Raw genomic sequence first — 19,994 nt, 5'->3', positions numbered from 1 at the left:
CGCGCCCTCCCCCGGACACCATTCAATTAACCACGCTCTACCGCGGAAACTGGCGTGCCGCGTGCAGAGCCAGCCTCCATCAAACACTATCGATCCTTGCAATGAAACCGGTTGTATAGAATGCTCTGTCGTAAAGGTGTTCACAGAATGATGCCGTAGGCAGTCCATCGGACTGGAAGAAAGAAAGAGATCGCGGTGTCTGCCCTGAAAGAAAGCGGGGCTGGTCTGCACTCGGGGGAGCAACAGATGGCTCTGCATGCGATCGATATCGCTGTAATTGCGGCCTATATCGGTTTGACATTGATCCTCGGATTCTGGATTTCCAGCCGCGCCAAGGCTGGCATGCGGAGCTATTTTCTCGGGGGAAACCGCCTGCCCTGGTATGCGCTCGGCTTATCGAACGCCTCAGGAATGTTCGATGTCGCTGGCACAATGTGGCTCGTCTCCATCCTGTTTGTATATGGCCTCAAGAGCATATGGATCCCCTGGCTGTGGCCAGTTTTCAATCAGATCTTCCTGATGGTTTTCCTGTCGATATGGCTCAGGCGCTCGGGCGCCATGACGGGGGCAGAATGGATTACGTTTCGCTTCGGAGACGGAACTGCCGCGCGGCTTAGCCACCTCATCATCGTCCTCTTCGCTCTTATTCTGGTTTTGGCTTACATGGCGTACGGATTTCTGGGCATCGGAAAGCTCGCCGCCCAATTCATCCCGTTTGATCTAGCCACCACGCTGCATCTCGATGTCTTTTTGCCACGGTCTCTTCGGGTAGCGGGACTTTCCGGCGACGACTTGCTCCAGCGAAACGCCATGATGAGCGGGCTGAACGAGAAAGCCTACGGCGTCTGCTTCATCATCCTGACCTCACTCTATGTCATCAAGGGTGGGATGTATTCGGTGGTCTTCACAGAGGTTCTTCAGTTCGTCGTGATGACACTGGCGAGTATCGGCGTTGCGGTGATCGCGATGATGCATGTTTCGCCAGATACGCTGGCAGCCGCCATTCCCGAAGGCTGGACGAGTCCGTTCTTTGGTTGGGAACTTGGCCTGGACTGGGCAGAGTTGATGCCATCAGCGAACGCGAAGATCGCAACGGAAGGCTACTCCCTTTTTGGAATATTCTTCATGCTGGTCTTGCTGAAAGGCGTCTTCACATCGCTCGCAGGGCCTGCGCCAAACTACGACATGCAAAGAATTCTATCCGCACGCTCTCCCGTCGATGCAGCCAAAATGAGCGCGCTCGTAAGTGTGGTCCTGAACTTGCCTCGATATCTTTTCGTCACCGGCCTAACGGTTCTCGCGCTTGTGTATTTCAGTCCGTATCTGAGAGAAATGGGGCCAGATGCAGATTTCGAATCCGTCCTGCCCTTTGCTCTGAAAGAATTTATCCCGGCTGGTCTGTTAGGCCTAACGCTTGCCGGCCTCCTCGCGGCTTTTATGTCCAGCTTCGCGGCGCCGCTGAACGCTGCTCCCGCATACATCGTCAACGACATCTACAAAAAGTATTTCCGTCCGAACGCCCCGGAGAAGGCTTATCTGAGGATGAGCTATATCACGTCCACGATATTCGTCATTTTCGGGACAGTTTTCGGCCTCTTTCTAACCAGCATAGATATGTCCATCAAATGGATCACCGCTGGCCTGTATGGCGGGTACACCGCTGCAAATGTCGTCAAATGGTATTGGTGGCGAATGAACGGGTACGGCTATTTCTGGGGAATGCTGACCGGAATTATTGCTGCGCTCGCGTTGGGCCTTCCTCAGATCGACATTAACCCGCTCCACGCCTTCCCATTCTTCTTTGCCGCCTGCTTGGTTGCTGTGATCGTCGGATCCTTAATGACACCTGCAACCAATATGGAAACTCTGGAAGAGTTTTATCGAAAGACCCGCCCTTGGGGTCTCTGGAAACCCGTTTCAGATTCACTTGCCGCCAAGGGCCAGTCCGTACCCGAGAACTCGAACATGGGAAGAGACCTTCTGAACGTAGCCATTGGCATAATCTGGCAAACAGCGTTGATCTGCACACCGATATTCCTGGTGATTCAGGATTGGACGAAACTCTCCATCTCAGCCCTCATCGTCATTGCGACCAGCTTAATCCTGAAAGTAAACTGGTACGATCGGCTGGAAGACGACGCTACGCCCCCAGAAAGCCCGGCAACTTCACTCTCTGAGGCTCAAGCATGACGGATGCTCATCCCGCATCGCTGGATCTCTCTCTCTGGCCATTATCCAGAGCGCCGAATCTAAAATGTCCACGAACCGAACGACTGATAACGAGTATTGTTGAATGGCTGACTCCAGCCCAGAAAGTGGGTCAAATCATTCAGGCCGACATCGCGTCAGTCTCACCGGACGATGTGGCAAAGTATCATCTGGGGTCAGTACTGAACGGCGGAAACTCCGCACCCGGTCGAAGGCAGAACACGCCCCTTTCGGATTGGCTCAATCTGGCCGATGAATTCTGGGAAGCTTCCATGAGCGCCGACGGCCCTAGAATACCGATTCTATGGGGAACCGACGCCGTTCACGGACACAACAACATTGCAGGGGCGACCATATTCCCTCACAACGTCAATCTTGGTGCGGCTAGAGATCCGGACCTTGTTGAAAGAATTGGTGCCGCCACCGCATTGGATGTTCGCGCGTCCGGCATGGACTGGACCTTTGCGCCTTCCATCGCGGTGGCTCAAGATATCCGGTGGGGACGAACGTATGAGGCCTATTCTGAATGTCCCCAGCTTTGTGCCGACTTGGGGGCTGCTCTTGTGCGCGGACTTCAGGGTCTGCCCAATCAATCTGAATTTCTCGGTCCTGAGAAAGTCATTGCGACCGCAAAGCACTTTCTGGGAGATGGCGGCACTCGGAATGGGACGGATCAAGGCGAAACAATAGCAACGGAAGCAGAGCTGAGAGATGTGCATGCCAGGGCCTACTATTCTGCGCTTGAGGCGGGTGTGCAAACAATCATGGCATCGTTCTCCAGTTGGGGCGGACGGAAGATGCATGGCCACAAGCCCCTTCTAAGCGACCTACTAAAAGCGCATCTGGGCTTCGATGGAGTCATCATAGGTGACTGGAACGGTCACGGACAGATTGTCGGAGTAACTCCCACCAATTGTCCCGACGCATTAATGGCTGGCCTCGATATCTACATGGCGCCTGACAGCTGGAAGGAACTTCATGCATCGCTTCTGCGCCAGCTGAATTCCGGTGAGATCAGCATGGAGAGACTGGACGATGCTGTTCGGAGAGTTCTCCGACTCAAGTTTCGGGCTGGCATTTTCTCGGCCCCTAAACCCAGCGCACGACCCGGCGCTGCGATGGGACGTCGCCCAACATTGGCGAACCACGCAAAGCTTGCTGCCGAGGCCGTTCAGAAGTCTGCCGTGCTCCTGAAGAACCGGCACCAAACACTTCCACTGAATCCCGTGAAACATGTTCTGGTTGTCGGCGAAGCTGCAGACGACTTGGGAACACTTTGCGGCGGCTGGACACAGTCATGGCAAGGTGGACGCCTTCAACAATCCGATTACCCTCACGCTGAAACTCTGCTCAACGGCATTCGGCGGGTTGCAAAGGCCGCTGGAGGACACGTTACCTATGCAACCGGTGGGGAATTTTCAGAGCGCCCGGATGTTGCGATATTCGTTTTCGGTGAATCTCCCTATGCTGAGTTTCGGGGCGACAGGAAAAGTCTGGAATACTCTGCGCCTGATAGTCGAGAGTTAGAGATCCTGAGACAGTTGAACCAAGACGGCATACCCGTGGTATCGGTGTTCATTTCCGGGCGCCCGCTCTGGACCAATCCTCATCTGAACGCTTCTGATGCGTTTATCGCCGGATTTCTCCCAGGCACACAGGCTGGCGCCTTGGCCGATCTCATTTTCTCCAATGGCGTTCTCGACTTCACAGGAAAGCTACCCTTTGCGTGGCCTACTGACACCAATCTGCATGCGACTCGCGATGGTCAGAAGGGCTCATCTTTCACGTTCCCTTGGGGCTACGGCCTCGGCCTGCGTGAACCCGGCGACATCCCGAGTTTGAATGAACACAGCGGGCTCTCCACCGCCGATGACCAGACTGTGTTTCAGAAAGGCGTAACAGGTCCGAATTGGTCTATCAAACTCGGAAAGGACGGGCCAGCCCAAGCGTGGACCGGCGGCGGAAGAACAAGTGAAGATCAATCCCTAACAGCAAAGACCACAGATGTTGGACAACAGGAAAATGCCATCAATTGCACGTGGCACGGGTTCGAATCCTGCCTGTCATTCTATCATTTACCGCTGGATCTCTCACGTGAATTGAATGCAGGGTTTGGCTTCACTCTGATCGCATCGCGCGACTCGACTAATTATGAGAGTATTAGACTTCTAGCCTTCTCTGGAGATAGATGGTCTGACATCGGCCCATTGGGCGAACTCATGGTCTGGTCTGACGATGAAACACTTATCGTATTCGAAATATTGCTTCAGCATCTTCAAAAGGCCGGCACAGATTTAACTTGCTTGCAGGCTTTGGCATTCTCAGGACGCGATGGCGCACAATTGACCATGCTCCATTTAGCCGTAGAAATGCCGCGGACCTGACGCCAGAAGTTAGCTCTGGTCTGGTACGGAGTCCTTCTTCTGCCTGAACACAAATTTCATCAAACGAGAATCCGAACTGGATAGATCATCCCGGTCGCCGAGAAACTTTCCGAAGCTCTCCAGCCCCTCGACGTTGTCTGACACAACTTTCGCCATGAGAAGTATTGGCGTCGACAGCAGCATGCCCATGAAAGACCAGACCCACGCCCACAACGCGAATGAAATGAATACAACAACCGCGTTGAGTTTCAGACGCTTTCCGACCAGTATGGGAGTAAGCAACTGGCCTTCGATTGTATTGAGGACCCAATACATAAATGCTGGCAGCAGAGCTTGAGCGGTGTTGTCGAAAGTTACAAGTCCCGTCACGAGCGTCACTGCGATGCCACCGATTGAACCAATGTACGGAATGTAGTTCAGCAAGAATGCACCGAGACCGAATAATACCGCGTTCGGCATTCCAAGAGCCCACATAACGCAGCCAATGAGAACTCCGAGAGCGGCGTTAATGGCTGTTATTGTGAATAGATAAGTTGAAAGCTGGTTCTCTATTGTACGCGCCGCCGCAAGAGCTCTACGTTTATCCTTCAGCTTTGGCATCACCTGAACCAGCTTTTCGTAGAACATGTCGCCTGACGCGATGAAAAAGAAGCACAGCGTTATGGTAATGACCAGCTGACTGATTACTGCTGGAGTCGCCTGCGTCATTACACTGACGAACCCAGGTTCGCGCAACGCAACAGTCTGCTGCTCTCCCTGCTTTGTCAGGGCCTCAATCTGATCTCCGGCTTTCAACACCGGCTCTATCGTTCCGAAAAGACCACTAAGCTCTCGACGAACTTCTTCCGCGAACGTCGGCGCATCGCTGACATATTCTTGCAAGGCTTCGGATATAAAGAAAAACAGCGTTCCGAGTATGATCATGAGACTTATCATGATGATACCCGCCGCAGCGCTCGGCGGAATACCAATCCCTCCCAAGGCTCTCCTCACGGGAGAGAACGTCAAGGCCAAGACCAATGCGGTGATGATCGGCACAAAGACGCCTTGCGCTACGCTGAGGGTTCCGAGCGCAAGAATCCAAAAAATTCCGGTAACAGCCCAATTGCGAACAACGTCGTGTTTGCCATCGGCGCCAGACCGGTCGAGTTTGTTGTCGTTTGCCGGCACTCGCGTCTCCTCGGGATACGAATAAGCTACGCGTCAATGCCTGCCAAAGTTCCTCAGCTGAGCGACATATAAAAAAAGGCGCCACAACTGTGACGCCTTTCTACTCTATCTCGCACTCCATCAGGTTACGTTTCGACCACGCACAGCCCTTGCAACGAATGACAGCACGAGAAGCACAAGGAATACGAAGAACAGAATTTTGGCGATACCTGCTGAAGCGCCGGCAATTCCGCCGAATCCCAGAACAGCAGCAATAAGTGCCAGAACGAAAAATGCTATAGCCCAACCGAGCATGATGACTACTCCTTCTTTGTAGAAACAGATCGGCGCGTTGCCGATACGATGCCTAACCAACTTGGAAAGCGCGAGATAAGTTCCACACTATTTTTTCGACCGGATGCGGAACCCGTATCGCAAATCGACGTTGTTTGACTGTTCGAATTAGAAAGGACACAGATTATGAGAAATACAATGAAAATCGCTAGCGTCGGCGCTCTCGGCGCACTCGCAACCCTCCTTGCAGCTTGCAACACGGTCGACGGGGTTGGCAAAGACGTTGAAGCAGGTGGAGAAGTGATCCAAGATGCTTCCAATGAAGTTAAAGAAGACATCAACGACTAAGTTGGTTCTTAACTGCCTGATTAAGCGCGCTCCGAGGGGCGCGCTTTTTTCGTACTTTCATAAGAATCCTGAACCGAAATTCTCCGGCAATGGGCGTTACTTGCCAGACGGCAGCAATAGGACGCGGGATGCTCTACGGCACTGAAGCCGGCCGCATTTGTTCCAGGCACAGGAACAAACCTGACTGAGCGCCACGATCACCATAGACAACACCGCGCTTACCTTACCGATCCCAATGAGTCGGAACAACACTTTCACATTCGCAGAAAGGCCTTGATTGGCACAAGGAGCATCAATTATCGGGCGGGGCGTATTGGAATTCATACCCTTTAAACGCCGCCCTTCGCTGACGGTTCCCATCTCAGCTCGACGGAACATGCGATCAACTACTGCGTTGAACCCTCAGCTACCGAGGATGAAGAAATATGAGAAACTCCATTTTTGCCGCCGCCGCTCTATCAGCAAGCATGTTAAGTGCATGCGATTACGATAGCCAATCAGATGGTGTGGAAACACCAGGCGCAGAGGTATCGAACCCAGTTGAGGAAGAAATGCAAGAGACAGGCGAAAGCCTGCGGGACGCTGCAGATAATGCAGCCGAGGAGATCGAAGCAGCCAGCGAAGAAGCTGAGAATGCGGTCAACGACGCTGGTGAATCGATGACTGAATCTACCGATATTCCACAATAGTTTCGAACTACCGCCAAAATCGAAGCCCGGACATGGTCCGGGCTTTTTGTTAAGATCTTAAAGGTCCATCACCAAACGGTGGGAACATCCTTGACCTGGTTTGGCTTCCGTCGTGAACTCCGACGAAAGCTGTCTCGCAAAAGCAACCATCAGCTTTGACCCAAGACCAGAGCTCCCATCCTTCACCTCATATCCGAGCCCTGTATCCCTTATCTCAAGAGTAACAGTTTCAGAATCAGCGGTCAGATTTACTGCAACTTCGCCGCCATCTTCCTCAAATGCATACTTCATCGCATTTGTGACCGCCTCGACAATGAACAAAGCCATCGGAATTGCATCATCTGCGTCACGCTGAATATCATCATAGGTCTGAACAAGATTGATACCGGATTCGGTCATTCCCAACGCATCCGAAAGATGGTTCAGCAGCCCGGTCAAGAATGGGCGCATGTCAACGCTCTCCAGTCGCTCGTTCTGGTAAAGTGTCTGATGCACAATTGCCAAGGCATCAATTCTATGTCGCGTTGCCGAAATGGCTTCTTTGGCTTGCGGATCTTTTAGCTGGCGCCCTTGAAGGTTCAAGAAACTCGTTACGATCTGGAGGTTGTTTTTCACCCGATGGTGAATCTCTTTCACCGCTGCATCGCGGGTCGCAATCGCTTCTTTCAGATCCCGGTCCCGGTGATCGATATCCTGCGCCATCACTTCCATTGCGCGGGCCAGGCTTCGGATTTCAGAGGGCGCATCAGAGAACGAGTTGCCCGCTTTGAACTGATATCTACCCGCACCGTATATACGGACCGTGCGCGTCAGTCTGGAAATCCAGCGAAGTACAAGCCCGTCAATCGCCAGCCACGCCGACAAGAGCGTTACGGCAAAGGCCAGAAGGGGCAAACCGAAGGATGTTGCAGGGCGTACAAAAAGGTCATTCCATAAGCCATATGACGGTCTCGCTATCACCGCGTAGATGTTCGAGTCTCCGACGGGTCGAAGGGCTACGTCAACGGTGCTTCCGTCAGTCTCGTCCGCCCGGAACAATTGTGCATCGCGGGTTTCGTTCACCGCTTCGATCCATTCTTCCGGAATGGAAGTGATGGGCGTATCTCCGAACACACGTCCTGTTTCGTCGGCAATCGCGAGCGAAACGGATTCTGGCAAGTACCCCGTGCGGACAAGGTTTGCCAGATCGACTGCACCCAGCGCAAATGTGTTTATTCCAGTGAACTCGCCCGTTTCGTTTTCGACGCGCTTGTTCAAGGCGAACAACCATTCTTCACTTGCGGATCCAAAGAAGGCATCACTTCGCGCAAAAGAATCTCCGCCAGAGCGGAGACGATCATGCAAGACCTGATTCTCACGACTAAGTTTGGGAGAACCGACGGCGGCGCAGATCACGTCACTATTTTCGTCGAATGCGACAACATTCGTGAGAGACGGAATATACTCGATCAGCTCGTTATACACCCCACTACATTCTCCGGCTGATAGCCGCGGCTCGTAGAGAGATAGCAACAACTCCGCCTGCTGAAGCGATTGATTCACGCCATCAATTGCTGCGCCAGCCACGATCACCAGATTCTGAGCCTGACTCTCGCGCACGTCGCTGGCGTCGATATAGGCTTTAAAGGCGGACAAGAGCAGAACAGGCGTTAGCGCCGCGGCAAGCGTCAGGACGAGCTTGTTCCGGAGCGGCGCTGCACTTGGGGGTGCGCTGTCTGACTCTATTACTTCTTGATCATCCGACACCGGCAATATCGTCCGCCTGCCGCATGATGTCGTTGAATGCGTCCTCTGCCTTCATGTTGGAATCATCGCTGAAACCTGCGCCATTTGTCTCAAGAATCTCAACGATCGCCTTGCGCGCACGGGACACACGGCTCTTGATCGTTCCGACAGCGACACCGCAAATTTCCGCAGCCTCTTCGTAAGGCAGCCCGCCCGCTCCAACGAGAATCAGTGCCTCGCGCTGGTCGATCGGCAACATGCCCAGCGCATTGCGCATGGCCAAAAGGTCGATCGAGTCTGAAGGATTGCTATTGGAGACCAGTGTAGCTTCTGCAACTTCGGGGTCGAGCGGCGTTCGCCGCCAGGAACGGCGCTTCTCGGAATAAAACACGTTACGAAGAATGGTGAAGGCCCACGCCTTCATGTTCGTCCCGGCCTGAAAGGATTCGCGAGCATTCCACGCTTTCAGCATTGCATCCTGGGCCAGGTCGTCGGCGAGGGTTGCATCACCGCACAGGCTGCGGGCAAATGCGCGCAAGTGCGGGATCAGCTCGGCAAGCTCGCGCTTGAATTCCGCGTCGCTCAGCTTTTCCTTATTGTCTGTCATGGCCGCCCCCTCAGGATTTGTCTGAGGTTGAAGATGGGCGAGCCTTGTCAGCTTCTTCGAGAAGCCGAAGGAACTCGTCCGGAACATCTTCTTGCGCAACTTCGTCGTACACGCGCCGCAATTGTTCACCAATGCGCTGCGTCCGCCTCTTGCTTCCGAGGTCGGATTTGACGGCGTTTGTGCGTCCGGTCTTGTCCATTCCGTCTAAACTATCCTGATTCACGATCCAAATACCTACTATATGAGTCTAATCCATAAACCTACAGGCAGCGTAAAAGTTCCAACAAAGTGCAGTTTTTTGCACTATGGTGGAACCTAGACGGGTTTCAGGAATTATTAATGCGGTCCCAGAAGAGAGGTTCCCATGAGTTTGGTACAATCCTTCGCCCCCCATTTGCCGTTTCTTCGGCGATACGCGCGGGCACTAACCGGCAGTCAAGATAGCGGCGACGCTTACATTCGCGCATCCCTGCAGGCACTCGTCGAAAATCCTGATATTGTTGAGGATTCTGAAGATCCGCGACTTTCCCTGTATCGTTTCTTCCATGTTATCTGGGGAACGACAGGCGCACAATTGGAAGGCAAAGCTGCTGCGTCCAGCGACCCGGCGGACACACGCCTTCAATCGCTAGCCCCAATTCAGCGTCAGGCTTTCCTGCTGACAGCACTCGAAGGCTTTTCTGCCTCCGAAGCGGCCTACATTCTCGGAATTTCCGATGATGAGCAGCGCATGCTTGAACAAGACGCGCAAAAAGAGATCGAAAGCGAACTGGCCACGAAGGTCCTCATCATCGAGGATGAGCCGATCATTGCGGCAGACCTAGAAAGCCTTGTCGAAGATCTCGGTCACACCGTCACAGGCATTGCCACGACCCACCGTGAGGCGCTTTCTCTCTTCGGCGCCGACCTGCCTGGGCTCGTGCTTTGCGACATCCAATTGGCCGATGGGTCCTCAGGCATTGATGCGGCCCACGATATTCTTGCCGACCACGATGTTCCAATCATCTTCATTACAGCCTTCCCCGAGCGACTGCTCACCGGCGAACGTCCAGAACCAACCTATCTGATTCCAAAGCCGTTCCAGGAGAATACCGTGAAGGCCGCGATCGGTCAGGCGCTCTTTTTCCATCCTGCCCACAACAAGGTAGACGCTTGATCCCATCATCTGGCGATCAATAAAAAGCCGCTCCGGACAAGTCCGGAGCGGCTTTTTTGTATGTAATTGGAGATCGTCTAGGCCGTAATAGCGAAGGCGAGCAACATTCCGATAAGAGCGATGACGATGCCAATCGCCATGACATTCAACAGGCCTGTTCGGCGGCGGCCCTGACGGGCTTCTGTTGTTGATACTTCTTTTTCGTTGTGAGTGGTTTGCATCTTATTCTCCAGTAATTGAAATCAGGACTAATGGCGTCGAGCAGGGCTTTTGAATGTTCAGCGGACGACACCATTCTCCGTTCGAGTTCCATTCAACGCGCGTTCCGCCAGCTCAGGTTGAGCAGCAAAATCCAGCTTCCGCATGTGCAGATAGTCTGTATCGAATTGCGACAGGGCGGTGAGGCGATCCCGGTCCAAAATCGTTATTTGTCCCCGCGATTCATCGATCAGCCCCACGCGGCGGAGCGCAGACATGGTTCGGGATACATGCACAGGTGTCAGTCCCAGTGCATCTGCCATGTCCGTGCGCGTAAGGGGCATCGGCAAGTGAACTTCGGAACCGCCCATCGCCGCATGCATGCGCCGCTGTAGCTCCAGCAGGAGATGCGCAATGCGTTCTTTGGCTGATCGGCGACCGATGCGGACAATCTGCTCCCTGAGGATCGACTCCTCCTGGACCGATGCCCACCAGAAAGCGGATGCTATATCCGCATTGCTTCTCAGACAGTGAATAAATTGCTCTGCGCTTGCGGCCTGCACCGCCATCCGAGTCAAGGCAGTCACGGAATGATCGGCTTCCACACCCGCCACAACCTGCAAGTCAAAGACATCTCCAGGCAGCATGAAGTTGACAATTTGCCGGCGACCGTCGTCCAGGGTTCGGTACCGGATCGCCCAGCCATCTTTCACGAAGTACATGTTGCGGGGTTTCTCCCCCACGCGAATGATGTCCTCATTCGCGTGGAAGACGCGTGACCGCAGGTCAAGATGGTCAAACTGCTCCCACACATCAGGCGAGAGGGTAACGTACCGGGACAATCTGTTTCTGAAAGCATCCATGTGATCAGAACGTAGATGTGATGTAATTGTTCCTCTTCACAAAACTGACCCAGTTAGAGGAACAAACTCGGCGTCTGGTCGTTTGGGTTATGTATCCCAATACAGGAGATTAATCGTGAATACCAAGACGGCGAGTACGCTCAAAGCTGAAACCGAAAATGACTACGCAGCCCTGAAAGACGACATCGCGATGCTGCGCAGTGACCTCAAAAATGTCATGGAAGACGTCCGTGGACTTGCAAAAGTCAAAGCTCAAGCAGGAGTGGAGAAAGGCAAGGAGTTTGCCGAGAAGGCATCTGGACAATTCAAGGAGACACGGGGCGAAGTTGAAGCTGAAATTCGCAAGAACCCGTTTGCTGCTGTTGGAATCGCCTTCGGTGCTGGACTGATCCTCGCGATGATGCGAGGCAAATAATCTATGGATGCGACCAAGCTCAGGCTGTTCGCGGCAGTCGCCGGAATCGTCAGCGGTTTCGGCGGCATGCTTGCACTTTCCGTTGCAGGCGTGCTCGCCTTATCTTCCGTCATCGGACTGATTGCGGCTTGCTTTACGGTCGCGGCCCTTCTGATCGGCATAGCGGCCCTCATGCTGTACATCTTTCTCCTGCCATACCGGAAATCCTCCGAGGAGATCGATGATCTGGAAGAGACGACAGCAAACGCCCTGGCAGATCTTCCATTCGACACCTTGAAGTCACTCGTTCAAAAGTATCCCGTATCCGTGTCGGCTGGCGCAATGCTGCTTGGGTACACCCTTGTAAGAGATCCAAAAACAGCGACGCGGCATGCGCAACGACTTCTGCTCGGATTGCTATAAAAGATCGCTCACATAAAACTCAGACAAGCTGTCGAATTCTTCCTATATTGGAGAGATGAGATCATTCTTCCTCATAGCTTCTGCCGTTGGCGCAGGCTTGGCATTCGGACGCCGCTACCTTGAAAAAGGAGTGTCGTCGCAGAAAAATCAGGCAATCGAAGCAGCTGCAATCGAAACACGCCGACGCATCAAGCGACATGCTGACGACTTCCTGAAGAGGAGCTTTCGGGCATTCGCAATTGCCACAGGTATCAAGCTCACGCTGCTGATCGCACTGTGGGGGCTCGCGCACTACGGAGTGCTGGAGCGTCCACACTTTGTCTTGAGCATCTCGACTGTGCTCGGGCTGTTCCTTATCAGGGACATCTGGGTGTCTTGGCCGTTTGTTCGTCTGGGCCTTACGGAGTTAGCGCGCTATGGATGGCGCCCCAAGCTGGCCTTGAGCGAGGTTGTCGCGGGACATGTATTTCAACGAGTACTCACAGAAGCCCAAGCCGCGCCCGCGACTCGCACTTCGAAAATAATGCTGATGCTGGCAGGGCAATCGCGAGAAGGTCTGGAGCAGGATATTGCAAGCTCAGTCGCCGCAATTGCGCGGAATACTACTTGGTCGGATTTGCGTCCGTTCCTGATTTCAGCCGGCATAAAGACCGGGGCGCTTATGGCACTTTATTCGGTCAGCGTCTTCTTGCTACTCGCTTGGGCGGACTAGGCCGCACGAGCCATCAGGCCTTCGGCATACATTACCAACCCGTTGAGCGTCGAGCGATCCATATCATCTTGGCCACCGTCATTGGAGATGACCGGTATGAGACCATTAAGACCGTCCATCAGTACAGCACGAGCTCTGTTCACCCGGCTTTTGATCGTGCCCGGAGAACAATTCATGATCGCGCCGGCTTCCTCATAGGTGAGCCCAGCCGCGAGAACCAGAATGACGGCATCCCGTTGCTTCAGCGGTAGCGCGTAGATAGCCTGAATTGCATGAGACGCTTCGCTTTGAAGTTCGGCAGACGTGTAGTCCACGAGCGTCTCTTCCAGGAATTCAGACTCCACGTCCACATTCCGCCACGCACGGCGACAATGCTGAAGGTATTCATTTCTGACGATCCGCAGAATCCAGGGCCTCATCTGCGCAGTGCGGTCGAACGTATCCGCAGCGCTCCACGCCTTCAGACAGGCCGATTGTACAATGTCATCGGCCAGTGTTGCATCATTGCACAGGCTACGCGCGAAGGCTCGCATCTGCGGCAAGAGCGCTTCCAGCTCATCCACGAAAGACCAGGATTCGTTGATTGTCTCTGTCATTAGCGTAGTCCCACCCGCGCGATTATTTCTTTCTGGATTTTTCCGCTTGTCGCATTGTCTCTATCAAGTGCTGCAGCCTCAGCGGCACCGGCTCTGAGAGCACATCGGAGTAGAGACCGCGCAGCTGTTGTCCGAAGACGTGAGCCGACCTGCCGCCTGGCGATAAAGGCTTGCGGTCTCGCCGACGTTTCGAAGGTTTCGAGCTCATGGGAAGCGTTTATCCCGTCAGCTGCATAATAAACCATGAACGTGTCCCCTCATCCCAAGACGGGATACTTCCCCTAGAGTAAAGCACTCCGGGGTTAAGGAAACGAAAATAGATATCTCATTTTTCAAGGTACTAAACAGCGCCTTGATGTCCCCTAGCCTGCAGTATTTGCTACAGAACTCAACCTTCAGGCGGTTAACGCGTCGGGACCGGCACATCGCCGGAATAGTCGTAGAAGCCCTTACCGACCTTCTTGCCGACCCAACCCGCCTCGACATATTTCACGAGAAGAGGGCACGGGCGATACTTCGTGTCAGCCAGACCATCATGCAACACCTGCATGATGGACAGACACGTATCCAGACCAATGAAGTCCGCGAGGGTCAGCGGCCCCATCGGGTGGTTCGCCCCCAGGCGCATGGCCGTATCAATGCTCTCGACAGTGCCTACGCCCTCATACAGCGCATAAACGGCTTCGTTGATCATTGGCACGAGAATGCGGTTCACAATGAAAGCCGGATAGTCTTCGGCATTCGTCGTGGTTTTTTCCAGGCGCTCAGCAAATCCAATGGCCATGTCATAGGTCTGCTGATCTGTGGCCAGACCGCGAATAACCTCGACCAACTTCATCAGTGGCACTGGATTCATGAAGTGCAGGCCGATGAAGCGCTCGGGGCGATCCGTGACAGAAGCAAGTCGTGTAATGGAAATGGAGGACGTGTTGGTCGCGAGAAATGTGCTGGCTGGCACGATCTCGCAGAGAGACTTGAAAATCTGTTCCTTGACTTCACGGCGCTCGGTCGCGGCCTCGATGACCAAGTCTGCAGCTTCATGATCCTTGAGAACAGTTGTTGGCTTGATGCGCGCGATTGCAGCAGTCATTGCGTCCGGCTCGAATTGCCCACGACTGACTTGGCGGGCCATGTTGCGCTCAATGGCCTGCATGCCGTTTGCCAGCGCGTCTTCCGAAATGTCGCTCAGGACAACATTATAGCCTGCAAGCGCACTGACATGGGCAATACCGTTGCCCATCTGGCCCGCGCCAATCACACCAATCGTCTTCAGGTCTGTCATCTATCTCGTCCGGAACGTCGTAAAAGTCTGCAGTCATATCCTGTTTGTGCAGTGCGTCAAACACAAGTGCGACACGCAGTCAGACTAACATGGATTTCCGGCGCTTCTCCAACGCCGCTGCAAAACACGAACCTTGCTAATCTCGAAAAACAACGAACCTGTTGAGCACGAAATTGGCAGTGAAAGAGCAAGCGACACCGGCCAAGAAGTAGAGCGTCACCCAGATCCCCTCTGGGGCGCGCCATATCTCCAACGCGAAGATAACTGCGACCCTCAGGGCCCCCGATATCACCAGTACGACCAGATTTGCCACCAGCCGCCTTACGGACAGAGCGGAAGTACTCCGCTGGAAGGTCCAGAACTCATGCACGAAGTAGAAAATCAGACCGACGACAAGAAGCGACAATCCGGCAGCGACTGACAGAGCGAGGCCGAGCCCATGATGCAGGAAAAGCGTAGCGAGATAGTCAATCACCAGCGCAACGAGGCTGGCCAGAAAATATCTGATGCCTGCTTTCGCCGTTGACGATGTTTCTTGCTCAGCCGGTGTCACGATGCCCCTCGAGCGATTGTCCGATACGCGTGCGGCACGCCCACCGCACTCATCACACGTCTATAGAGCGGTTCGGCCTCGGCACCAGACATGAAAAAGCCCGCAGGTCCATCTCGGAACTGCGGGCTTGTTGTCATGAGTGAGACGAGCGCCTACAGGGCGTCTGTCAGTTCGGGCACAGCCGAGAAAAGGTCTGCGACCAGGCCGTAATCGGCAACCTGGAAGATCGGGGCCTCTTCATCCTTGTTGATCGCCACGATGATCTTGGAGTCCTTCATGCCAGCAAGGTGCTGGATCGCGCCGGAGATTCCGACGGCAACATAAAGTTCCGGAGCAACGATCTTGCCCGTCTGGCCGACCTGATAATCGTTTGGTGCGTAACCAGCATCAACCGCCGCGCGGGATGCACCCACAGCCGCTTCCAGCTTGTCAGCCAGTGGCACGATCAGGCGATCAAACTCTTCCTTCGATCCGAGAGCGCGGCCACCGGACACGACGCGCTTGGCGCCTGCCAGTTCCGGACGGTCAGATTTGACCATTTGCTCCGACACGAATTCGGATTTGAAAGGACCAGCTGGCGCTTCGGCCGTTTCCACCGATGCGGAACCATCTTCGCCTGCCGCGTCAAACGCCGTACCGCGAACGGTAACGACTTTCTTCGCGTCGGAAGACTTCACGGTCAGGATCGCGTTGCCGGCATAGATTGGACGCTCGAATGTCTCAGAGTCGATCACGTCGGTGATGTCGGACAATTGCATCACATCCAGCTTTGCAGCGATGCGTGGCGCGACGTTCTTGCCCATCGTCGTGGCGGGAATGAACACGGCGTCATAGCCATCCATCATCGGAACCACGAGTGCTTCCATAGCTTCCGCCAGTTGTTTGGCAACCGACGCACCATCAGCGTGGACCACCTTGCGGACACCGGAGATTTTCGCAGCCGAAGCCGCAACATCGCCAGCACCTTCGCCGGCAACCAGGACATCAACGTCGCCGCCAAATTTGGCAGCAGCCGTCACCACCTTATGGGTTGCGTCGTTCAGGGCCGCATTGTCATGTTCAGCAATAACCAGAACAGCCATTAGATCGCTCCTGCTGATTTGAGTTTCGAAACAAGCGTCGCAACGTCTTCGACCTTTTCACCGGCTTCACGGACCGGCGGCTCGGTGACTTTCACAACCGACAGACGTGGCGAGATATCGACGCCATAATCACCAGGCGCCTTCTCATCGATCGGCTTCTTCTTGGCCTTCATGATGTTTGGCAGCGATGCATAGCGCGGTTCGTTCAGACGAAGGTCTACCGTGACAATCGCTGGCGTTGCCAGCTTCACTGTCTGCAGACCACCATCGACCTCACGAGTCACCGTAAGAGCGTCGCCGTCCTTCTCGATCTTGTAAGCAAAGGTGCCTTGCGGCCAATCCAGCAGAGCAGCCAGCATCTGGCCTGTCTGGTTGGAATCGTCGTCAATGGCTTGCTTGCCAAGAAGAACGAGATCCGGGTTCTCGTCGGCAACGACTTTTGCAAGAATTTTCGCGACAGCCAGCGGCTCAACGGTTTCGTCGGTGTTGATCAGGATTCCGCGGTCGCCGCCCATGGCCAGTGCGGTGCGGATAGTCTCCTGAGCCTGTTTCGGGCCGATGGACACGATAACGACTTCAGTTGCCGTTCCGGCTTCCTTCATGCGAACCGCTTCTTCGACCGAAATTTCGTCGAATGGGTTCATCGACATTTTGACATTGGCGAGATCGACGCCCGTCTGATCGGGCTTCACCCGAACCTTGACGTTATAGTCGATCACGCGTTTGACGGGCACCAGGACCTTCATACAACCGCTCCAGACATTTGTTGGAATTAAACTAGCGTGGGGTGTGCCTAACGCCGACAAATCAAAGACGCAAGGTTGACGTTGACGTAAGTGTCAATTTGGCGCGGAAAAATTTGCAAAAGCCTCTGTGTTCCGTCGCCGCACCGCAAATCTTTGCCCTGGATCACCCTCTGCACAAGGGGAGCTTGGCCGAAATGCAAACCTGCGCTACACGCCTCCCTTCTCCTGAACCAGACCAAATTCGACGAGGGCGCCATGGCAGGCCACAGTAAATGGGCAAACATCCAGCACCGCAAAGGCGCACAGGACAAGAAGCGCGCCGCGCTGTTTTCCCGACTGTCCAAGGAAATCACGATCGCATCCAAAATGGGCGGGCCAGATCCGGACGCCAATCCACGCCTGCGCCTGGCCATTCAGAACGCCAAGGGCCAGTCGATGCCCAAGGACAATATCCAGCGCGCGGTCGATAAGGGCCAGGGCGGCGGCGGCGAAGATTATGTCGACATTCGTTATGAAGGGTTTGGTCCTGGCGGTGTCGGCATCATTGTCGAGGCCTCTACCGACAACAAGAATCGGGCGGCAACCGAAGTCCGTACAGCTTTCTCCAAGAATGGCGGCAATCTCGGTGAGACGGGATCAGTCTCTTTCAGCTTTGATCAGGTTGGCGAGATCCACTATTCGCCAGAGGCTGGCTCCGACGATGAAATCATGGAAGCGGCCATCATGGCTGGCGCGCAGGACGTTGAGTCCGATGATGAAGGCCACTGGATCTACACTGCTCGCGAAGACCTGCAGACGGTCGCGGACGCACTGGTCGAACATTTCGGGGAAGAGGTCGAAGCCAAGTCGACCAAACTGATCTGGAAACCGCAGAATACCATCCCGGTCGAAGGACAGGCCGCTGACACGCTGATGAAGCTGTTGGACGTGCTCGACGATCTTGATGATGTCGCCAACGTTTACGACAATTCGGAATTGTCCGAAGCGGAAGTTGCTCGCCTCGCCGAGAGCTGATCCCACCAGTTCTGCCACAGGATAATCATTAAAGCCGGAAGCTATCATGGCCTGCTTGACTTTTCTGTTTATCAATATACTTTGTATTTCAAAGTTATTTGTGGAGACAAAAAATGAGCCCTCAATCCCTGACTGATGATCTCGCTTACGTGCGCGACCTTGCCGAAGCGGGCCAGAAAGCCCCTCTGCTGGGCGGACGTTTCCTGGCGTGGTGGGGCGGCCTGACGACGTTCGCTTACTTGGGTCACTACGCGATTTCGACGGGCATGTTCGGTTTGCCACCCGTCGCCTTCGCCGCGCTCTGGGTCGGCTACATCGTGATCGGTATGGGGGGCATGTTCCTGATGCAAATGCGGTTCTCCGGCCATAAGCCAGGCGCCGCTTCGGTCGGGAATCAGGTGTCGCGTATTGTATGGCAGGCGTCGGGATGCTTTCTCGGCGCGTACTTCACAGGTGCATTTCTCGCCGCTCTGCTGGGGCAAGGGACTGGCGCCTTCATGTGGTCCGTTCCAATGGTGATTGGTCTATATGGGCTTGCGCAATTCGTGTCTGGCGAGATGGCGCAGAACAGGGTTCTGTCCATCAGCGGCACCGCAGCCATCGCGAGTACGGTGCCGGCCGTCCTGCTTATGAATACGCCTTACATCGTGCTGCTTGGCTCAGCCGTTGCCGCCATCTGTGTGTTCCTGCCAGGCATGTTGCTGATGCGGAATGAACCGTCGGAGACGGTGTAAACGCAATGTCAGGCGAAAACCCCTTCGATCATAATGACATTGATGACGTCATTCACGGCCGTTTGCGGCTTGGCATCATGGCCTACCTCTCAAGTGTAAATCCGGCGATCTTTGGCGAACTTCGCGACAAGGTCGGCGCGACAGATGGAAACCTCTCTACACATCTGCGGAAGCTGGAAGAGGCGGGATACATCGAACTGGAAAAGCGTTTCGTCGGCCGGAGGCCGCAGACCCGTATTCATCTGACGAAGTCCGGCCGAGCCGCATGGCTTGCCTGGCTCGACAGGATGCAAGCCCTGATGCGGGCGGCGGAATAGGTCCTACGGCCCGATCAGGCGGATCTGTTCTGCGCTTGCCTCACCCGCGCGGGCGAAGACTTTCCAGCCCAGCTTTTCATACGCGTCCCGCGCCGCTGTGTTCTGGGCGTCCACATCCAGGATCAATGCCCGCCCCATCCTGTCGCGGCCAACATGTAGCAAGCCTCGCGCGACACCGCACAAGCGCCAGTCATTCGCGACGAACAAATGGTCCACATAGCCAGTATCCGGACGCAATGTCATGAACCCGATCACGCCAGCTTGCGGCTCTTCCGCGACAAGGGCCATGGCCGTCGGCAGGGCATTGAACAATTGTCGTAAATAGGGCGCGGCAGGCCCGCGCCACGGGAACTCCCTCAAACACTCCCGAAACACCTGATAGCACGGACGATAGTCCCTGCGCTCGAAGTCGCGGATATGCCAGCCAGCTCCAGAATGTGTGTACATGCAAAAAAGGGTGGGCCCGAACAGCAGCCGGGTCCACCCTTTAATTCAGATCCAATCTGACGAAATGCCAGTT

At 54.6% G+C, this 19,994-nt stretch carries 25 protein-coding genes; 11 read left to right on the top strand and 14 right to left on the bottom strand.

What is annotated here, in order from left to right; all coding sequences use genetic code 11:
* Nucleotides 1-246 precede the first annotated feature (246 nt).
* Together HF931_RS04665 and HF931_RS04660 are read left to right on the top strand one after the other, a co-directional pair.
* Complete coding sequence (locus HF931_RS04665) at nucleotides 247-2,190, top strand: sodium:solute symporter family protein (protein ID WP_273014604.1); 1,944 nt, start codon at nucleotides 247-249, stop codon at nucleotides 2,188-2,190.
* Nucleotides 2,187-4,592 carry a glycoside hydrolase family 3 protein gene (locus HF931_RS04660; protein WP_273242065.1) on the top strand — a complete coding sequence of 802 codons (2,406 nt, stop codon included), beginning with the start codon at nucleotides 2,187-2,189 and terminating at the stop codon, nucleotides 4,590-4,592. Before HF931_RS04665 ends, HF931_RS04660 begins: the two co-directional genes overlap by 4 nt.
* Nucleotides 4,593-4,601: 9 nt before the next feature.
* On the opposite strand, the gene HF931_RS04655 is transcribed toward HF931_RS04660, so the two are convergent.
* Both HF931_RS04655 and HF931_RS04650 read right to left on the bottom strand, forming a co-directional pair.
* Nucleotides 4,602-5,762, bottom strand: coding sequence for an AI-2E family transporter (locus tag HF931_RS04655; RefSeq protein ID WP_051602427.1), 1,161 nt, complete (start codon nucleotides 5,760-5,762; stop codon nucleotides 4,602-4,604).
* Between the two features lie 120 nt (nucleotides 5,763-5,882).
* On the bottom strand, nucleotides 5,883-6,056 hold the full coding sequence (locus HF931_RS04650) for a DUF1328 domain-containing protein (protein WP_034814608.1): 174 nt from the start codon (nucleotides 6,054-6,056) through the stop codon (nucleotides 5,883-5,885).
* A gap of 165 nt (nucleotides 6,057-6,221) precedes the next feature.
* On the opposite strand from HF931_RS04650, the gene HF931_RS04645 reads away from it, so the two are divergent.
* Entirely contained in the window at nucleotides 6,222-6,383 is a 162-nt protein-coding gene (locus tag HF931_RS04645) for an entericidin A/B family lipoprotein (RefSeq protein WP_081805988.1), read from the top strand.
* A gap of 425 nt (nucleotides 6,384-6,808) precedes the next feature.
* Nucleotides 6,809-7,072, top strand: a complete 264-nt coding sequence (locus tag HF931_RS04640; RefSeq protein ID WP_273014597.1) for a hypothetical protein — start codon at nucleotides 6,809-6,811, stop codon at nucleotides 7,070-7,072.
* 57 nt (nucleotides 7,073-7,129) lie between these two features.
* On the opposite strand, the gene HF931_RS04635 is transcribed toward HF931_RS04640, so the two are convergent.
* The 3 genes from HF931_RS04635 to HF931_RS04625 are packed head-to-tail and all read right to left on the bottom strand — an operon-like array spanning nucleotide 7,130 to nucleotide 9,603.
* Nucleotides 7,130-8,818, bottom strand: a complete 1,689-nt coding sequence (locus HF931_RS04635) for a sensor histidine kinase (RefSeq protein ID WP_273242063.1) — start codon at nucleotides 8,816-8,818, stop codon at nucleotides 7,130-7,132.
* The gene (locus tag HF931_RS04630) at nucleotides 8,808-9,404 is read right to left on the bottom strand and encodes a sigma-70 family RNA polymerase sigma factor (protein WP_035547904.1); all 597 of its coding nucleotides are present in this window, start codon (nucleotides 9,402-9,404) and stop codon (nucleotides 8,808-8,810) included. Before HF931_RS04630 ends, HF931_RS04635 begins: the two co-directional genes overlap by 11 nt.
* Nucleotides 9,405-9,414: 10 nt before the next feature.
* Nucleotides 9,415-9,603 (bottom strand): NepR family anti-sigma factor, encoded by a 189-nt coding sequence (locus tag HF931_RS04625; protein ID WP_035547906.1) that lies wholly within the window; start codon nucleotides 9,601-9,603, stop codon nucleotides 9,415-9,417.
* A gap of 165 nt (nucleotides 9,604-9,768) precedes the next feature.
* Between HF931_RS04625 and HF931_RS04620 the strand changes: the two genes are divergently transcribed.
* Nucleotides 9,769-10,560, top strand: a complete 792-nt coding sequence (locus HF931_RS04620) for a response regulator (protein ID WP_035547909.1) — start codon at nucleotides 9,769-9,771, stop codon at nucleotides 10,558-10,560.
* A gap of 77 nt (nucleotides 10,561-10,637) precedes the next feature.
* On the opposite strand, the gene HF931_RS04615 is transcribed toward HF931_RS04620, so the two are convergent.
* Both HF931_RS04615 and HF931_RS04610 read right to left on the bottom strand, forming a co-directional pair.
* A complete protein-coding gene (locus HF931_RS04615; RefSeq protein ID WP_273014592.1) occupies nucleotides 10,638-10,781 on the bottom strand; it encodes a hypothetical protein in 144 nt (47 codons plus the stop codon).
* Nucleotides 10,782-10,838: 57 nt separating this feature from the next.
* Nucleotides 10,839-11,600: a Crp/Fnr family transcriptional regulator gene (locus HF931_RS04610; RefSeq protein ID WP_273242061.1), complete on the bottom strand. Its 762-nt coding sequence runs from the start codon at nucleotides 11,598-11,600 to the stop codon at nucleotides 10,839-10,841.
* 136 nt (nucleotides 11,601-11,736) lie between these two features.
* On the opposite strand from HF931_RS04610, the gene HF931_RS04605 reads away from it, so the two are divergent.
* The 3 genes from HF931_RS04605 to HF931_RS04595 all read left to right on the top strand — a co-directional run bounded on the left by HF931_RS04605 (nucleotide 11,737) and on the right by HF931_RS04595 (nucleotide 13,150).
* The gene (locus HF931_RS04605) at nucleotides 11,737-12,036 is read left to right on the top strand and encodes an ElaB/YgaM/YqjD family protein (protein ID WP_273014588.1); all 300 of its coding nucleotides are present in this window, start codon (nucleotides 11,737-11,739) and stop codon (nucleotides 12,034-12,036) included.
* Between the two features lie 3 nt (nucleotides 12,037-12,039).
* Nucleotides 12,040-12,438 (top strand): hypothetical protein, encoded by a 399-nt coding sequence (locus HF931_RS04600; protein ID WP_035547915.1) that lies wholly within the window; start codon nucleotides 12,040-12,042, stop codon nucleotides 12,436-12,438.
* Nucleotides 12,439-12,535: 97 nt separating this feature from the next.
* Complete coding sequence (locus HF931_RS04595; protein WP_273242058.1) at nucleotides 12,536-13,150, top strand: hypothetical protein; 615 nt, start codon at nucleotides 12,536-12,538, stop codon at nucleotides 13,148-13,150.
* Here the strand turns inward: HF931_RS04595 and HF931_RS04590 are convergent.
* The 6 genes from HF931_RS04590 to HF931_RS04570 all read right to left on the bottom strand — a co-directional run bounded on the left by HF931_RS04590 (nucleotide 13,147) and on the right by HF931_RS04570 (nucleotide 17,409).
* Complete coding sequence (locus HF931_RS04590; protein ID WP_051602429.1) at nucleotides 13,147-13,746, bottom strand: RNA polymerase sigma factor; 600 nt, start codon at nucleotides 13,744-13,746, stop codon at nucleotides 13,147-13,149. The two genes, HF931_RS04595 and HF931_RS04590, sit on opposite strands and share 4 nt — an antisense overlap.
* Before the next feature lie 22 nt (nucleotides 13,747-13,768).
* Nucleotides 13,769-13,954, bottom strand: a complete 186-nt coding sequence (locus HF931_RS17150; protein ID WP_162175936.1) for a NepR family anti-sigma factor — start codon at nucleotides 13,952-13,954, stop codon at nucleotides 13,769-13,771.
* Between the two features lie 195 nt (nucleotides 13,955-14,149).
* Nucleotides 14,150-15,028: a 3-hydroxybutyryl-CoA dehydrogenase gene (locus HF931_RS04585; RefSeq protein ID WP_035547923.1), complete on the bottom strand. Its 879-nt coding sequence runs from the start codon at nucleotides 15,026-15,028 to the stop codon at nucleotides 14,150-14,152.
* A gap of 136 nt (nucleotides 15,029-15,164) precedes the next feature.
* Nucleotides 15,165-15,581: a GtrA family protein gene (locus HF931_RS04580; RefSeq protein ID WP_273242055.1), complete on the bottom strand. Its 417-nt coding sequence runs from the start codon at nucleotides 15,579-15,581 to the stop codon at nucleotides 15,165-15,167.
* A gap of 152 nt (nucleotides 15,582-15,733) precedes the next feature.
* Nucleotides 15,734-16,663: an electron transfer flavoprotein subunit alpha/FixB family protein gene (locus HF931_RS04575; protein WP_272982488.1), complete on the bottom strand. Its 930-nt coding sequence runs from the start codon at nucleotides 16,661-16,663 to the stop codon at nucleotides 15,734-15,736.
* Nucleotides 16,663-17,409 (bottom strand): electron transfer flavoprotein subunit beta/FixA family protein, encoded by a 747-nt coding sequence (locus tag HF931_RS04570; RefSeq protein ID WP_273242053.1) that lies wholly within the window; start codon nucleotides 17,407-17,409, stop codon nucleotides 16,663-16,665. The genes HF931_RS04575 and HF931_RS04570 overlap by 1 nt, the downstream gene beginning before the upstream one ends.
* Before the next feature lie 255 nt (nucleotides 17,410-17,664).
* Between HF931_RS04570 and HF931_RS04565 the strand changes: the two genes are divergently transcribed.
* The 3 genes from HF931_RS04565 (at nucleotide 17,665) to HF931_RS04555 (ending at nucleotide 19,474) form a co-directional block, all read left to right on the top strand.
* The gene (locus tag HF931_RS04565; protein WP_273014580.1) at nucleotides 17,665-18,423 is read left to right on the top strand and encodes a YebC/PmpR family DNA-binding transcriptional regulator; all 759 of its coding nucleotides are present in this window, start codon (nucleotides 17,665-17,667) and stop codon (nucleotides 18,421-18,423) included.
* A gap of 113 nt (nucleotides 18,424-18,536) precedes the next feature.
* A complete protein-coding gene (locus tag HF931_RS04560) occupies nucleotides 18,537-19,157 on the top strand; it encodes a hypothetical protein (protein ID WP_273242050.1) in 621 nt (206 codons plus the stop codon).
* Nucleotides 19,158-19,162: 5 nt separating this feature from the next.
* Nucleotides 19,163-19,474, top strand: a complete 312-nt coding sequence (locus HF931_RS04555) for a winged helix-turn-helix domain-containing protein (protein ID WP_273014576.1) — start codon at nucleotides 19,163-19,165, stop codon at nucleotides 19,472-19,474.
* A 3-nt stretch (nucleotides 19,475-19,477) separates the two neighbouring features.
* Here the strand turns inward: HF931_RS04555 and HF931_RS04550 are convergent, their stop codons facing one another.
* A complete protein-coding gene (locus HF931_RS04550) occupies nucleotides 19,478-19,921 on the bottom strand; it encodes a GNAT family N-acetyltransferase (protein ID WP_273242048.1) in 444 nt (147 codons plus the stop codon).
* Nucleotides 19,922-19,994 lie beyond the last annotated feature (73 nt).

Source organism: Hyphomonas atlantica corrig. (assembly GCF_017795365.1).
Lineage (GTDB): Bacteria > Pseudomonadota > Alphaproteobacteria > Caulobacterales > Hyphomonadaceae > Hyphomonas > Hyphomonas atlantica.
This window is presented reverse-complemented; position numbering and strand designations above follow the sequence as displayed.

Coding starts and splice junctions, on each gene's coding strand:
- HF931_RS04665 (WP_273014604.1), top strand. CDS start 247: ATGGCTCTGCATGCGATCGATATCGCTGTAATTGCGGCCTATATCGGT.
- HF931_RS04660 (WP_273242065.1), top strand. CDS start 2,187: ATGACGGATGCTCATCCCGCATCGCTGGATCTCTCTCTCTGGCCATTA.
- HF931_RS04650 (WP_034814608.1), bottom strand. CDS start 6,056: ATGCTCGGTTGGGCTATAGCATTTTTCGTTCTGGCACTTATTGCTGCT.
- HF931_RS04645 (WP_081805988.1), top strand. CDS start 6,222: ATGAGAAATACAATGAAAATCGCTAGCGTCGGCGCTCTCGGCGCACTC.
- HF931_RS04640 (WP_273014597.1), top strand. CDS start 6,809: ATGAGAAACTCCATTTTTGCCGCCGCCGCTCTATCAGCAAGCATGTTA.
- HF931_RS04630 (WP_035547904.1), bottom strand. CDS start 9,404: ATGACAGACAATAAGGAAAAGCTGAGCGACGCGGAATTCAAGCGCGAG.
- HF931_RS04625 (WP_035547906.1), bottom strand. CDS start 9,603: ATGGACAAGACCGGACGCACAAACGCCGTCAAATCCGACCTCGGAAGC.
- HF931_RS04620 (WP_035547909.1), top strand. CDS start 9,769: ATGAGTTTGGTACAATCCTTCGCCCCCCATTTGCCGTTTCTTCGGCGA.
- HF931_RS04615 (WP_273014592.1), bottom strand. CDS start 10,781: ATGCAAACCACTCACAACGAAAAAGAAGTATCAACAACAGAAGCCCGT.
- HF931_RS04600 (WP_035547915.1), top strand. CDS start 12,040: ATGGATGCGACCAAGCTCAGGCTGTTCGCGGCAGTCGCCGGAATCGTC.
- HF931_RS04590 (WP_051602429.1), bottom strand. CDS start 13,746: ATGACAGAGACAATCAACGAATCCTGGTCTTTCGTGGATGAGCTGGAA.
- HF931_RS17150 (WP_162175936.1), bottom strand. CDS start 13,954: ATGAGCTCGAAACCTTCGAAACGTCGGCGAGACCGCAAGCCTTTATCG.
- HF931_RS04585 (WP_035547923.1), bottom strand. CDS start 15,028: ATGACAGACCTGAAGACGATTGGTGTGATTGGCGCGGGCCAGATGGGC.
- HF931_RS04575 (WP_272982488.1), bottom strand. CDS start 16,663: ATGGCTGTTCTGGTTATTGCTGAACATGACAATGCGGCCCTGAACGAC.
- HF931_RS04570 (WP_273242053.1), bottom strand. CDS start 17,409: ATGAAGGTCCTGGTGCCCGTCAAACGCGTGATCGACTATAACGTCAAG.
- HF931_RS04565 (WP_273014580.1), top strand. CDS start 17,665: ATGGCAGGCCACAGTAAATGGGCAAACATCCAGCACCGCAAAGGCGCA.
- HF931_RS04560 (WP_273242050.1), top strand. CDS start 18,537: ATGAGCCCTCAATCCCTGACTGATGATCTCGCTTACGTGCGCGACCTT.
- HF931_RS04555 (WP_273014576.1), top strand. CDS start 19,163: ATGTCAGGCGAAAACCCCTTCGATCATAATGACATTGATGACGTCATT.
- HF931_RS04550 (WP_273242048.1), bottom strand. CDS start 19,921: ATGTACACACATTCTGGAGCTGGCTGGCATATCCGCGACTTCGAGCGC.